The organism is uncultured Gimesia sp. (assembly GCF_937919775.1).
Classification (GTDB): Bacteria; Planctomycetota; Planctomycetia; order Planctomycetales; family Planctomycetaceae; genus Gimesia.
The window spans coordinates 1-13,707 of the sequence record NZ_CALFPF010000382.1 but is presented as its reverse complement, the minus strand read 5'-3'; the positions used below and the strand labels follow the sequence as shown (position 1 = coordinate 13,707).

Annotated in this window: 11 protein-coding genes; 8 read left to right on the top strand and 3 right to left on the bottom strand. The window is 48.4% G+C overall.

All coding sequences use genetic code 11. The features are described 5' to 3' along the window. From holA to murJ, 3 genes are all read left to right on the top strand, one after another. A partial coding sequence (holA, locus tag Q0294_RS10535) for a DNA polymerase III subunit delta (protein WP_299464528.1) occupies window positions 1-954 on the top strand: 954 nt, incomplete at its 5' end. A gap of 232 nt (window positions 955-1,186) precedes the next feature. Then, a complete protein-coding gene (locus tag Q0294_RS10530; RefSeq protein ID WP_299464524.1) occupies window positions 1,187-1,612 on the top strand; it encodes a hypothetical protein in 426 nt (141 codons plus the stop codon). A 15-nt stretch (window positions 1,613-1,627) separates the two neighbouring features. Then, window positions 1,628-3,307, top strand: coding sequence for a murein biosynthesis integral membrane protein MurJ (gene murJ / locus Q0294_RS10525; RefSeq protein ID WP_299464521.1), 1,680 nt, complete (start codon window positions 1,628-1,630; stop codon window positions 3,305-3,307). A 222-nt stretch (window positions 3,308-3,529) separates the two neighbouring features. Here the strand turns inward: murJ and Q0294_RS10520 are convergent, their stop codons facing one another. Further along, window positions 3,530-4,570, bottom strand: a complete 1,041-nt coding sequence (locus tag Q0294_RS10520) for a DUF1559 domain-containing protein (RefSeq protein ID WP_299464518.1) — start codon at window positions 4,568-4,570, stop codon at window positions 3,530-3,532. A 393-nt stretch (window positions 4,571-4,963) separates the two neighbouring features. Between Q0294_RS10520 and Q0294_RS23405 the strand changes: the two genes are divergently transcribed. Next, window positions 4,964-5,146 (top strand): hemin uptake protein HemP, encoded by a 183-nt coding sequence (locus Q0294_RS23405; protein ID WP_366917956.1) that lies wholly within the window; start codon window positions 4,964-4,966, stop codon window positions 5,144-5,146. A gap of 75 nt (window positions 5,147-5,221) precedes the next feature. Here Q0294_RS23405 and Q0294_RS10515 read toward each other — a convergent pair whose 3' ends face one another. Beyond that, entirely contained in the window at window positions 5,222-5,701 is a 480-nt protein-coding gene (locus tag Q0294_RS10515) for a hypothetical protein (protein WP_299464515.1), read from the bottom strand. Window positions 5,702-6,081: 380 nt separating this feature from the next. On the opposite strand from Q0294_RS10515, the gene xylA reads away from it, so the two are divergent. From xylA to Q0294_RS10500, 3 genes are all read left to right on the top strand, one after another. Further along, window positions 6,082-7,392 carry a xylose isomerase gene (xylA, locus tag Q0294_RS10510; RefSeq protein WP_299464512.1) on the top strand — a complete coding sequence of 437 codons (1,311 nt, stop codon included), beginning with the start codon at window positions 6,082-6,084 and terminating at the stop codon, window positions 7,390-7,392. Window positions 7,393-7,671: 279 nt separating this feature from the next. Continuing rightward, window positions 7,672-7,836 carry a hypothetical protein gene (locus Q0294_RS10505; protein WP_299464509.1) on the top strand — a complete coding sequence of 55 codons (165 nt, stop codon included), beginning with the start codon at window positions 7,672-7,674 and terminating at the stop codon, window positions 7,834-7,836. 769 nt (window positions 7,837-8,605) lie between these two features. Further along, window positions 8,606-10,711, top strand: a complete 2,106-nt coding sequence (locus Q0294_RS10500; RefSeq protein WP_299464506.1) for a serine/threonine protein kinase — start codon at window positions 8,606-8,608, stop codon at window positions 10,709-10,711. Window positions 10,712-10,796: 85 nt separating this feature from the next. On the opposite strand, the gene Q0294_RS10495 is transcribed toward Q0294_RS10500, so the two are convergent. After that, window positions 10,797-12,116, bottom strand: coding sequence for a radical SAM/SPASM domain-containing protein (locus Q0294_RS10495; RefSeq protein ID WP_366917955.1), 1,320 nt, complete (start codon window positions 12,114-12,116; stop codon window positions 10,797-10,799). A gap of 320 nt (window positions 12,117-12,436) precedes the next feature. Between Q0294_RS10495 and Q0294_RS10490 the strand changes: the two genes are divergently transcribed. Beyond that, complete coding sequence (locus tag Q0294_RS10490; RefSeq protein ID WP_299464500.1) at window positions 12,437-13,603, top strand: amidohydrolase family protein; 1,167 nt, start codon at window positions 12,437-12,439, stop codon at window positions 13,601-13,603. The last annotated feature ends 104 nt before the right edge of the window (window positions 13,604-13,707 follow it).

Genomic DNA, 13,707 nt, shown 5'->3' with positions numbered 1-13,707 from the left:
GTCCTGCATGGTGATGATCGGTATATGAAGCAGGAGGCGATTAAAGCCATTGAGCCGATTGTGCTGGGAGAGGAAGAAGATACCAGTATCACTCGTTTTGACGGGAAACGACTGCAGAACGACTTATCTCCGTCTGCGCTGTTTGATGAGCTGAAAACTGTTTCCATGTGGGGAGATAAGCGTCTGGTGATTGTTGACGAAGCGGAAAAGTTTGTGACCGCTTATCGTGCCCGGCTCGAAAAATATCTGGAAGCGCCGTCAAAAAGTTCTCTGTTGATTCTGGACGTCAGATCGTGGAGCAAGGCGACCCGGCTGGCAAAACTGGTCGCGAAAATCGGCCTGGATCTCGAATGCAAAGAACTCAAAGGAGTCCAGCTGGCAAAATGGATTTCCGATACTGCTGGACAGGTGCATCAAAAGCAGATTTCGCGCGATGCCGCCTTGTTGCTGATCGAAATGGTAGGGAGTCAATGTGGCCAAATTCATCAGGAACTGGAAAAGTTGTCCACGTTTGTGGGGGATCAGCCACGAATCAGCCCTGATGATATTCGGGCTGTTGTAGGTGGATGGAAGGCAGAAACGACCTGGGCGATGACGGGGGCAATCCGCGATGGAAACATCGGCAATGCACTCAGTTATCTGGACAATCTGTTAGTCGCCGGTGAGGCGCCACAGAAAATTCTGGGTGGATTGACTTTTGTCTGGCGAAAATATTTTAAAGCTGCACAGCTGGCCGTGCAGGGAATCCCTTTAAAACAGGCATTAAAAGAAGCCGGAGTCTTTCCACGCGACATTGATCCTTCGGATCGATACCTGCGGCGATTGAGTCGTCAGCGGGCTGAAAAAATCAGTCACTGGCTACTGGAAACCGATCTCAATCTTAAAGGGAACAGTCGTCTAGCCCCGAGACTGGAGTTGGAGCGGCTGCTTTTTTTGCTCAGCGGTAAGCCTTAATTGGACTGTAAATAATCTGATACAAAAACTGACAGAGTGCGTGTTCCTTCATAAACTTCCTTTCAAAATTCTTGATTTCTCCCCAGAATGAATCTTGCCTTGAATTTGGCGTGGGGGTATAAATCAATGTTAATAAGGTTTTTGCGAAATTCATTGACACTGTGTGAACCTTGCAGTGATTGTTAAAGTTTCGTACTTCTATTGGGATCTCAGACGCACATTGAGGTGAAGCATGTCGTCGTCGGAACTCTTAGATCCAAGTGATGCAGCCAGCATCTATGAGGAAGCTCCTCTGGAAGCTGAGCGTCATAAATGGATCGAAAGCCAAAAGATTGGCTCTGATCTGGGCACACTTGCTATTTCTGACTGGTATGCAAATCATTGGTATTACTTTTGCATCGGAAAGAAGATCGAGCATCTGTTGGGAAATCGTTGCTGGCAGGAATTCAGTGAAACCCGTTTTGGCTTTTTGAAGTCGCTTCAACTGGAAAATGATTTGCTGGCAGACCGCATTCTGGATCGAATCTTCCTGATGCGAATGGAAAATCTGGATATTATTATCTGGGCCAGAGAGTGGAATTTACCACTGGAGCGTGTGATTGATATTCTCGAATCGATCGATATCAACTCGGCACGTCTTGAACCAGTTTTATCCTGATTCAATTAGTGAATAATGGATGATTCTGCACCACCTCCGCTTTCTCAAAAAGAACCATCGCGGGAGGTTACCGATCATCATACGCGCGGGCTGTTTGCAGGATTGCGTGTTGTCAGCCTGTTGACGCTGGTGAGTCGTGTGCTGGGGATGATCCGGGATATCGGCATGGCGACATTGTTCGGCAATGGTCCGATCATGGATTCCTTTTCAGTGGCGTTCAAATTGCCCAATCTTATGCGGCGTCTTCTGGGAGAAGGCGCACTCTCAACGGCTTTTTTGCCGACTTATATCCGGGAACTGGAACAAAATGGTCGCGAGTCTTCCTGGAGACTGGTGACGGCTGTCCTGTTCTGGCTGATGGTTTTTTCCGTTCTGGTAGTCTTGGCTGGTGAAGCGCTGCTGATTCTGTTGAGCTGTTTTGGAACAGCCGATTCCGAATCGCATCTCCTGTACTGGTTATCCGGTCTGTTGTTGCCTTACCTGGTTTTGATTTGTCTGGCGGCCCAGATCAACGCCACTCTGAATGCGTTAAATCATTTTTCACTACCGGCATTGCTGCCCTCCATTTTGAATCTGTTCTGGATGATGGGGATCTGGCTGGCGGCACCATTTTTTCCAGACCCCCACACGAAAATAACTGTTGTTTGTGTTTCGATACTGGCAGGAGGTGTCTTTCAGTTATTGATACCGGCGTGGAAATTATTCTCTCTGGGTTATCGCCCCCGAATGGAATGGCGGAGCGGTTTTTCACAAGTTCAAACCATCGCTGCGATTATGGCTCCGATTGTTGTGGGGTTATCCATCACTCAGCTCAACACATTGATTGACAGTCTCCTGGCCTGGGGGATGGCGAAACCAGAAGGCGTTCATTCGGCTGCCGGCGATGCAGGGCTTCCGTTCTGGCAGATCTTTGAATCGGGAACTGCCTCCGCCCTCTATTTTGGTCAGAGGATGTATCAGTTTCCCCTGGGAGTTTTTGGCGTCGCATTGGGAACGGTGCTTTATCCCCGGCTTTCCCGGCATGCAGAAAGAAAAGACGGGGATTTATTACGGCAGGATTTGCTCCTGGGACTGCAACTGGTGCTGGGAGTCGGGTTACCTGCCAGCATGGGTCTGTTTTTGATGGCAGAACCGTTGTCGCTGCTGATGTTTCAATATGGTGATTTTGATGTGTTTGATGCTTTACAGACTGCTGAAATGATTCGCTATTATGGCATCGGGGTCTTTGCATTTATGGCGGTGCTGATTCTGAATCGCGGGTTCTACGCCATTGGGGATACGCGGACTCCGGTGAGGATTGGTGTGTTGATTGTGGTTTGCAATCTGGTCTTGAATCTGGTTTTTATCTGGTGGCTGAAGGGGAAAGGGCTCGCACTGGCAACTTCCGTGGCGGCGATTATTCAAACCGGTCTGAGTACCTGGCTCATTAGAGAAAAAATCGGCTCACTCGATTTTTCCGTGATTACGAGAACATTTATGCGAGCAAGTCTGGCGACACTCGTCATGTCGCTGGTCATTATCGCGGAATTGCAGCTGATCCCGCTGGAGAATGCATTTGCCTCTCGCCTGATCAGGGTATTGATTCCAGTAGTTTCCGCAGTGGTGATTTATTTGCTGCTGGCCCGCATGCTGGGGTTACAGGAAATCATGACGTTGATGCGTTCTGGTAAAAAAACGGCCGAAGATCAGCAGTAATCCCGAGCTGGAACAATAAAACGATTTTTTGTGTTGAGGCTCTTAGACTGGAATCAAAAAAGAAAAGCCCTTCCGATCATTCCGGAGGGCTTCGCTTGGACTGAAGTGCTATTTCAGTGTTGATACTGGATTAGCCTGTGTCCAGGTTTACTGTAGCGTCTCCAGGGCCATTTGGACCGAGTATCATAGAACGAGAGACGATATGGTTAAATGTGATGCGCTCTAGAATTCACCGATGACTTCACCGCCGCTGCGGGTGCCGAGGGCACGGTAGGTATTCAGGTCAATATTCTCACTGAGAGAACGGACTGCGCCATCCATCAGTAGAGCGTGTACCACACCAATGTGATAACTGCGGGCAGTGACCGCGGCGTAAGTGGGGCCGCTACAGCTTTGAGCTTCCCGGCAGGATGTGTAGTCTCCCGCATCAATGGCTCCGTTAGCACCGGGAACTGCGACTTTCGTGTTGGGAGGGAGTGTGGTCGTAAAACCGGTCTGATGAACGCGTCCATCGACCCATTCCGTATGACCACTGTTGCCTTTATTCGAACCTCCTCCGCCGATCAATGATTCAACACTGCTGGCAAAACCGGGGATGGAAGATGTTCCGGAATCCCCATCACGATTATATGCGGTAAAGGCTTTGACTTCCGCGAAGCAGAGCGTATTGCTCATGCCATCTGTGAAATCGCGTGGCTTGGTTTTACTGTTGGGATAAAAGGCCCCATCGCCACCGCTCAGGCTGGAATTCGTGAAGACGCGCCACGTTCCCCCATTGTAACCGTAGTTGACAGGATAGTGTTCCGGAGCACCCCCGGAAGTGGTACGGATTTTGTCATTCACTTCACTGGGGCACATCAAGAAGGGAGTGCGAGTGTAAGCAATGCTGGGGTCGCTCTGTCCCGAGTAATCCTTTGTAAAATCGATGTTATTAAACAGGTTGGCCCCATCAGCAAACGGGAGAAGACGAGCTTGAATCGACCACTGGCCGCCGGGAGTGTATCCGCCACTTCCATTGGGACTGACGCAGAAGGCAGGCGGGAATGCAGTGTGGGCACTTAGATAGTTGTGCAAGGCCAAACCAATCTGTTTCAGATTGTTTTTACACTGGCTCCGACGAGCCGCTTCACGAGCCTGCTGTACGGCGGGCAGCAGGAGAGCGATGAGGATCGCGATAATGGCGATAACCACCAGCAATTCGATTAATGTAAAACCATGCTTGATCTTGCGAGATTGCCGGTTCTGTAGAAAATGTTGCCCCATTTCTTTTCTTTCCTGTAAAAAAGATCGTGGCAACGTGCTGTTTAACATATGGTTTTGCAACGTGCAAACAGGCACCACTGGTGCCCGGATGAATAAGCCGTCTTGCCGATATTTCAGTAACTTGTCCAAGACTTGATAATCAATCTTTATTGACACTGAGTCTCAGGATCATTATGTTAGCAATCAGTTATGACGCATGCAAGTAAATAGGGATTTGTTTTTCACATTATTTTCTGCGAAAAGCAGCTCTTAAGAGTGGTGGTCAGATCGTGACTCTTTGCCTTGCGACATTTGTATAGAGCATTTCAATCGGTGGCCGAATTATTGATTGCTGCCGGGGGCGTATTGATCTGCAGTTTTGAAATCTCTTAATTAATTGGTATCAACAAGACCATGAGCGAACAAAGTAAAGTAGAACGCCTTGCTCCGGCGTCAGCCCCCAAAGACGAAACACCTGCAGACGTGATTTCTTCAGATACACTTCTGAAAGGAAATCACGAGGTGTTAATTCAGCACGGAGAAACAATTTACCGCTTAAGAGTCACTCAAAATGGAAAGTTGATACTCTGTAAATAGGAATGCGGTGACTTTGCAGGGAATCAGCGTAGCGGTGCGACCAGTGTGAAACAGCAGCCTCTGCTGAGGTTGTACCTATTGCGAAAAAGCAACCTGCAGGCTTTCCAACATGTCCTGCTCAAGAGCCGGGTCACGTCCCAGAGGAATCCAGCCAGGAGGGGTACTGCGTTCTTGCACCAGGTTCAGATCACGGCGTAAGCTGAGTTCCTGTTGAAATGTAGCCCCCCCGGGAGCACTTGAAGTGGCTGTATGAACGTCTTCAATTTCCTTGAAGGCTTCGACTCCCAGCAAATAACCCCCTTCTACGGGAGTGACGCTGACAAATACCCTGCGCCGGATCGACTGCAGACTGCTTTCCATACGGTTGTCAAAGCCCACAGAATCGCCGTGCCAGGGTTCGAGCAAACTTGCACCCACTTTATATTCCGTCTCAATCCTGCCATCGAGCTTATTCTCGCGCGCGATCGGGAATTTATAATTGTGGATGATGTCCACAACCCGCTCCCAGACCACATCCTGATTTGTTCCCGAAATTTGAATCGGATTCGAGGCCATCTCAGGCGCAGCTTGAAACCCGCTCGATGCACAACCAGTACACAGAGCGCATAACATGATCAAATTTAAGAGGTTACGAGTCATTACCGGATGCCGTCACTCAGACAGCTTTGCAAAATCGCAAAGCGAAGTCAGGCTGAATCAGAGCGTTTACTCCGTTGTTTTATTCGACGGGGCAGGTGAAAGGGGATTGGCTGGCTTTTCTCAAACAGCCGCGAAGTTTCCCAGATTGATAATTCTGAGGCAAGATCACTTTGAAAATCCATTTGTAATGTTTGTTCAATAACTTCCCGGGCCTACACCCAGAAAACGATTGTGTTTAGAATAATCGTTTGAAGTGATTGTCTTAAAACGTTTTAACCACTTTACAGGTAAGCATCATGGAATACTTTGCAGACATCCCTAAAATCGAGTACGAAGGCCCTCAGAGCAAAAATCCACTTGCATTCAAGCAATACAATCCGGAAGAGAAAATCGAAGGCCAATCGATGCGGGATCTCTTTCGGTTCAGTATCTGTTATTGGCATACATTTCGTGGTACCGGCAGCGATCCGTTTGGTGCTGCGACCCTCCAGCGCCCCTGGGATGACGGTTCTAATTCTGTAGAAAATGCGCTTAAGCGGGTGGACGTCGCGTTTGAGTTTTTTGAAAAGCTCCAGGCCCCTTATTATTGTTTTCACGATAAAGATGTTTCTCCTGACGGTGCGACCCTGAAAGAGGCGAATGACAATTTTGACCGGATCGCCGATAAACTGTTGGAAGCTCAGGAACGGACGGGAATCAAGCTTTTATGGGGAACGGCCAATCTGTTTTCACATCCCCGCTTCATGCACGGTGCTGCCACCAGCCCGAATGCAGACGTCTTTGCCTACGCTGCGGCTCAGGTCAAAAAAGCGATGGAAGTCACGCATCGCCTGGGAGGAGAGAATTATGTGTTCTGGGGTGGCCGTGAAGGTTATATGAATCTGTTCAATACCGATATGAAACGTGAGCTGGATCATTTAGCCCGGTTCATGCATCTGGCGGTCGAACATGCCCAGAAAATTGGTTTTAAAGGACAGTTCCTGTTTGAGCCCAAGCCAAAAGAACCCACGAAACATCAGTATGATTTCGATGCCGCCGCCTGTTTGAATTTTCTGCGGGCCAATGATCTGCTGGATCATGTCAAACTGAATATCGAAACAAACCATGCCACACTGGCGGGTCACACCATGATGCATGAACTGGTTTACTCTTCGATTCAGGGAGCACTGGGAAGCATCGATGCGAACACCGGAGACCTGTTGCTCGGCTGGGACACCGATCAGTTTCCCACGGACATTTATCTGACTACGCAATGCATGCTGGCGATTCTCGATCAGGGCGGATTGACTCCCGGCGGTGTCAATTTTGATGCTAAAGTCAGACGGGAGAGCTTTGAGCCGGTCGATCTTTTCTACGCTCATGTCGGTGGGATGGATGCGTTTGCCCGCGGTGCAAAAATCGCCGCACAGATTCGTAAAGATGGCGTGCTGTCTGATTTTGTTGCCAAACGTTATGCCAGCTATGATGAAGGCATTGGCAAACAAATTGAATCGGGCAGCGCTTCCTTTTCCGATCTGGAAACTTACATGCTGGAGAAAGGAGATTCTGCTCCCAATCTCAGTGGTCGACAGGAATGGATCGAAAATGTAATCAATGAATACCTCTGACAGATCACGTTTCTCAGAATTCAGAATGAAAACAACCCTCCGCGTTCGCTGAATGCAGGGGGTTGTTTATCTATATTGCCTGCGTAAGAAGTTTTTTCTCGCCGCTCACTTCAAATTCAGGAACTATATTTCAGATAGGGTTGTAAGGCCTGCTTTATCCAAAGCAGGGATCTATCGATTCTGCCGATTATGAACATTGTACTAATTCGGCAGGAAGAAAAGATTCCGACACCGAGGGCAGCGGGTCTCCTGTTGGTATCAAGTAGAAGAGGGTAAGCGATGATTGAGACAATTCGAGATACCTGGCAGCAGTATTCCACCTTTTATATCAATTACCTGAGTAAAAGATGGGACAATATTTCACCGATGGAATACGGCATTGTTCTGGTTTCGATCGCCGTCATTGGCTGGTTGCTGATGAAAAGTGGTGCCCGCAAAGCCTGAGTCCATTCTGAAATGGGCAGCGCAGATCGTACACTGGTGAAAAGCTCGATTTTTCACTTCCAGGGCGCGCTCTATTTTTCCTCCCCGAATTACTCTTGCCTGCTTTCAGAAAATGACTAAGATTCCCGTCCTGCCTGAGGCGCGTTTATTGGCCTCCAAAGGAACGTCCTGTTTTTTGCGTTTTTTGAAAAACGAGGCAATCAGTCAGACCACTGAATGCCGATGAATTTTACAACCTTTGAGAGGTCGAAATCATTTTTATTCAAAATGCCTGAGTTGTGGTGGATTTTTTAATTTAGATTGAAATCACCCGTCGACGATGGCATTGACGATGCATACAATGGAAACAGTATTCTGTCATTTCAAATTCCGTCGGAGGATCCTAAAACTTAGCATGGACCGGAATCAATAGTGGTGAGTGCCAGGCACTACCCGATTCGCGTCCTTCTTGCAGCGACCCCACCGTCGCAATGTTATGACAGCAATACGATGAAAGTCGTGCCTCTATGAGGTCACGACTTTTTTTATTCACATGGTGACAAATTTGCATTAAACAGACTGGCCGAGATTTTACCGGTTCTCAAAGAAAGTTGATTCGGTTCTTGAAGCCTGTTCTTGAAAATGACACAATCGATGTTCTTGAATTAATCATTGAATTCTCTGGGCTCGATCGTGTTTCATGAATGTATCTAAGACTTCTCTCGGCAGATCTTTTTCCCACTCGTTTCTGAAGTCGTTTTCCCGTTCAAAACTGTTTTTGAAAGGAAACATGTGGATCTGGCCGATCGCCGGAACGATTCTGCTGCTAGTGCTCGCCTTCATCGTGCGATCGGTTGTTGAACAATCGAGCAGGCAGACGGTTTCGGACAATCTGCAGACGATTCTCAATGCTGATGTGGCTGCATTGAATATCTGGCTGGAACGTGAAGAATCATTAGCGGAGGTCCTTGCCAATGAATCGCGGATTCAGAAACTGACGAATGAACTTGTCACAATCGACCAGCAGAATCCGGACGACCGCGAAGCCTTGCTGCATTCGAAAACGCTGGCAGAACTGCGGAATGAATTCAAATCAGAAATGGAACATCTGGGATATCTGGATGTGGGAATCTTCAGTCTCAACGGGAGAGTTTTAGTCTCTTCTCGTGACGAGCCGATTGGAAGAGCTGATTTGCCGATTCAGAAATCAGCTCTCGAGAAAGTGCGACAGGGAAAAGCCACGGTAACACGCCCCTTTGAGAGTCTGTTTGCACGCAAGACCGATTCAGGAGAAATAAAAGTCGGCTTACCAACAATGATTGCGATGGCACCGGTGAAGGATGATTCAGGGGCGGTTGTCGCGTCGTTAGCGCTCTTGATTCGGCCTGATATCAATTTTACCCGCATACTTTCTGTGGCGCGCGCAGGCCAGACAGGAGAGGCTTACGCTTTCGACCAGGATGGACTGATGCTGTCTCAGAGCCGGTTTGATGAAGAGTTGAAAATGATTGGCCTGATCCCGGACCGTGAGGATTCACATTCAATACTGAATGTGCAAATTCGTGATCCAGAGGTCAATATGGTCAGCGGCAATCGCCCCGCATTAAGGCTGGCGGAACGACCTTTAACTCAAATGGCCGCCGCTGCGGTGCAAAATCAGAGTGGTGTAGATGTCAACGGATATCGAGATTACCGGGGAGTTCCCGTGGTGGGAGCCTGGACGTGGCTGCCTGAATACGAAATGGGTGTCGTGACAGAAATGGATGTCGCAGAAGCTTATCGCCCTCTGTATTTATTACGCTACAGTTTCTGGGGGCTGTTTGGTCTGTTAGCTGCCGGGACTGTCGCCATTTTTATCTTTACTGTGATCGTTGCGAGGAAGGAACAGGAAACCCGCCGCGCTGTGATTAAAGCAAAGCGGTTAGGACAGTATGCATTGGGAGAGAAACTGGGTGAAGGGGGTATGGGGGTTGTCTATCGCGGCCATCACGCCATGCTCAGACGCCCGACGGCCATCAAGTTGCTGGATATTGAGAAAACCACCGATGAAGCGGTGGCACGCTTTGAGCGGGAAGTGCAGTTGACCAGCCAGTTGAATCATCCGAATACCATTGCCATCTATGATTATGGGCGCACGCCGGAAGGTGTGTTTTATTATGCGATGGAATTGCTGGAAGGCATCAATCTGGATGATCTGATTAAACAGTTTGGAGCACTGCCGGAAAGCCGCGTGATTCATCTGCTGAAACAGATCGCCGGTTCATTGTCTGAAGCACATAGTCTGGGCGTCATTCACCGGGATGTGAAACCGGCAAATATCTTTCTGACGCATCGCGGGGGCGTTTATGATTTCATTAAGTTGCTCGATTTTGGACTGGTCAAAGCCGTTGATGGGAGAGAGCAGGCATCCTTGACATCCACGAACTCAATGGCGGGTACACCTATGTATCTTTCTCCGGAAGGTATCAGCCATCCTGATTCCGTAGACGCCCGCAGTGACCTCTACGCCTTCGGGGCTGTCGCTTATTATCTGCTGACCGGCACGACCGTTTTCGATGGTAGTTCGATCATTGAAATCTGCATGAAGCATACCCAGGAGCAGCCAGAGACTCCTTCCAGGAGATTGGGAAAGCCGGTCTCAGAGGATCTGGAGCAAATCGTCATGCAATGTCTGGAAAAAGATCCAGCCAAGCGTCCACAGACAGCGGCAGAAATCCTTCAGGCACTCTCAGTATGCCAGCTGGACGGGAAATGGACGATTCAAGATGCCAGTGAGTGGTGGAAGCATAAAATGCAATTGGAAGTAACGTCGATTCAATCCGCTTCCCAGTTCAAACCAGCTCTCAGTTCTAAAGTGGATGCCACCTTGATCGTCAATCTTTCGCAAGAAGAGTAGACGTGCACTTTCGTTTCGTGTCCGTCATGAATTCAAATGGAGAAGATCTAACTTCGCCGCAGGAAAGTGCTGTTTTGAAAAACCTTCAGCGAATGTCACTCTTCATCGATTCCAGCGAGACGAAATTGGCAGGATTGTCATTTGAGGAGAGTGTAGAACTCGCACGATTTGCCAGAATTCCGGGTGCCGCGGTCTGACTGTGGTCGGTGCCTTTGTAGACCCCGAAATCATTAAAGAAAAATTTCTTGGCGATACGATAGGCCCAGCTCTTTTCGGGTACTTCGTTTCCGGGGGAATACTGCGAAGTGCGCGTTTCCAGATTTTGCAGTTCCTGCATTGCCTGTTTCCGGGCTGTGGTATCTTTGGCACCATGTTTATTCATCAGATCGATCAATAGATCGGGACGTTCCAGAATGATGCAGCCACGTGTGTTTTGCTGTACTACCTGTCTGAAGTCTTTCAGGAATTCAGATTGCACGAATTTTTCTTTCAGCGTTTTCGTTTGATCATGAATCGAATCCGTGGCAAACTGGATTACCGGGCATGGTTCAATGTCTCCCCAGGGATTAATATGGTGGCTGAGTCCCGTAGCAGCCGGGCAGAGTGCGGTGCCATCGTGATCAAAATAGGCATCGATCACAGCGATTGGTTTTCTGGCGCGAATATCCACCACAAATTTCCGCGCGCGTAACTGTTCTTCAGGAGAAAGCGCCAGCTCCGGGTTGGGCTCTGGTCCTGCGACGCGGTAGATATGATACCAGCAATACATCACGCCCATTTCGATCAGCTTATCAACCCATTCTTCGGTGAGTAAATCATCGATGTTGGATTTGCACAAACTGGTACAGACGCCTGTGAGCAATTTGTTATTCAGGCAGTTCTGGATCCCCTGCATGGTTTTTTCGTAGACATCATTGCGGCCTCTGCGGAGGTTGCTGATGATTTCGTTGCCTTCCACACTGATCAGGGGAGTGGCATTACCCAGCTTGCGGAGCTTTTTAGCGATTTCGTCCGTGATGAATTGACCGTTTGTAAAAATCTGAAAGTAACAGTCAGGGTGCCGTTCCAGAATTTCGAGTAACTGAGGGTGCATAAACGGCTCTCCCCCCAATATCCCGAAAAAGGAATTTCCCATTTCCTTTGCTTCGGTAATCAGCCGCGACATGGCCTCGACATCTATTTTTTCCTGCTTGGCTGCGACATCGACCCAGCATCCCTGGCAGCGCAGGTTGCAGCTGTTAATCACGGAGATGTAGAGAAAGGGGGGGAAGAATTCTCCTCGCTTCAACCTTTTTTTATGCTTGTGAACCGAGAGAGCGCCTTTGAACCCAAAATTATAAGCCAACTTCCAGACGAGCCTTTTATCTGTTTCCAGCAAGACACGTTTGGCCATTTTTAAATACATAGAAGATCTCAGTTCTGTAGAAGAAGCTAAGTTGGTGAACAAAAATTGTTCATTCCCATCAATTCTACTCAGTCGGGAGCCGGGAAGCACCTGTTTCCATAAAAAATACTCAGAATTTTTGCATAGTACACAAACATTACAGCTCTCACTGTAAATTGCATGAATTTCATGGTATAAGGCATTGATCTAAAAATTCTTTTTTTGACTTTGCAGTATAATTCTTATACTTTCTAAGTTTAAATAAAAACAGATCTAGCCGCTCACATTGTTAAAGACATTAATCATTCCTATTCAAATTGTTTTAGAGCTCGAGGCAATTGATGGAGTTAGTTGGACGAAGATACGATACCTATGAAGCTGTCAGCATAACGATCAAAGAAGACAAAATCTCTTCGATTGAACTGCTGCCCGATTCCGAAGCAGCAGGGCTTCCTTTTATCGGCCCTTCCATGTTTGACCTGCAAATTAATGGACACGGAGGCATCTGGTTCAATAAACCGGGATTGACCGTCGAAGAAGTTTGTCAGGTTCTGGAGAAGCATTATCAGTATGGTATTACCAGACTCTGTCCGACTCTGATTACAAGCTCTTTCGAAGATTACGTCAGTGGTTTTTCTGCGATCCGGGAAGCGTGTGAAGAATACCCCTGGGTTGATCAAATGGTTCCCGGCTGTCATCTGGAGGGGCCCTATATCTCACCGATTCAGGGACCACGGGGCGCTCATCCCTTGGATCAGGTGCGTGCTGCTGACTGGGATGAATTTTCCCGATTGCAGGAGCTTTCAGGAAATCGAATTCGTTTGATTACGTTGGCTCCCGAAGTGGACAATGCGATTCCTTTTATCAAAAAGGCGGTCGCTTCCGGTGTCGTGGTTTCGATTGGTCATACTGCTGCCGAGCCGGAACAGATCATCGAAGCGGTTGATGCGGGCGCGCGGTTAAGTACCCATCTGGGCAATGGCGCCCATGGAACGTTACGTCGGCACCCGAATTATATCTGGGAACAATTGGGAGAACCCCGGTTGATGGCCAGCATTATTACCGATGGGCACCATCTCCCTGCCAGTGTGGTCAGGACGATTATTAAAACCAAAGGGCTCGAGAACACTATTATCACCTGCGATGCCTCCGGTCTGGCAGGATTACCCCCTGGAATTTACGACGAAGGCTCGGTCAAAATGGAAGTCCTGGAAGATGGACCGATTGTGATTGCTGGTCAGCGTCAATTGCTCGCCGGGTCGGGCCTGGAGACGGATTCCTGTGTCACGACTGCCATCGATATGGCAGGGATTACCCTGCAGGAAGCACTGGATATGGCGGGGCTGAATCCCGCACGTTTACTGGGATTTGAGCAAATCCGGCTCGAAGTCGGCTCTAGAGCTGATCTCATATTGTTCCATTACGATGGTCCCGGCTCCCGTTTCAATCTGCAAACCACACTCTCATGTGGAACCGTCAAATACGGAACACTGCTGGTCAATTCCTGAATCGATTCCGGTTAGAACGAATACTCATTTCGTCTCGCAGAAAAAATTGAAAATATTTTCTGCTCGCGTGTTCACTGATTCCATTCCGCCAATTTTGATGTTAT

Coding starts and splice junctions, on each gene's coding strand:
- Q0294_RS10530 (WP_299464524.1), top strand. CDS start 1,187: ATGTCGTCGTCGGAACTCTTAGATCCAAGTGATGCAGCCAGCATCTAT.
- murJ (WP_299464521.1), top strand. CDS start 1,628: ATGGATGATTCTGCACCACCTCCGCTTTCTCAAAAAGAACCATCGCGG.
- Q0294_RS10520 (WP_299464518.1), bottom strand. CDS start 4,570: ATGGGGCAACATTTTCTACAGAACCGGCAATCTCGCAAGATCAAGCAT.
- Q0294_RS23405 (WP_366917956.1), top strand. CDS start 4,964: ATGAGCGAACAAAGTAAAGTAGAACGCCTTGCTCCGGCGTCAGCCCCC.
- Q0294_RS10515 (WP_299464515.1), bottom strand. CDS start 5,701: ATGGCCTCGAATCCGATTCAAATTTCGGGAACAAATCAGGATGTGGTC.
- xylA (WP_299464512.1), top strand. CDS start 6,082: ATGGAATACTTTGCAGACATCCCTAAAATCGAGTACGAAGGCCCTCAG.
- Q0294_RS10505 (WP_299464509.1), top strand. CDS start 7,672: ATGATTGAGACAATTCGAGATACCTGGCAGCAGTATTCCACCTTTTAT.
- Q0294_RS10500 (WP_299464506.1), top strand. CDS start 8,606: ATGTGGATCTGGCCGATCGCCGGAACGATTCTGCTGCTAGTGCTCGCC.
- Q0294_RS10495 (WP_366917955.1), bottom strand. CDS start 12,116: ATGTATTTAAAAATGGCCAAACGTGTCTTGCTGGAAACAGATAAAAGG.
- Q0294_RS10490 (WP_299464500.1), top strand. CDS start 12,437: ATGGAGTTAGTTGGACGAAGATACGATACCTATGAAGCTGTCAGCATA.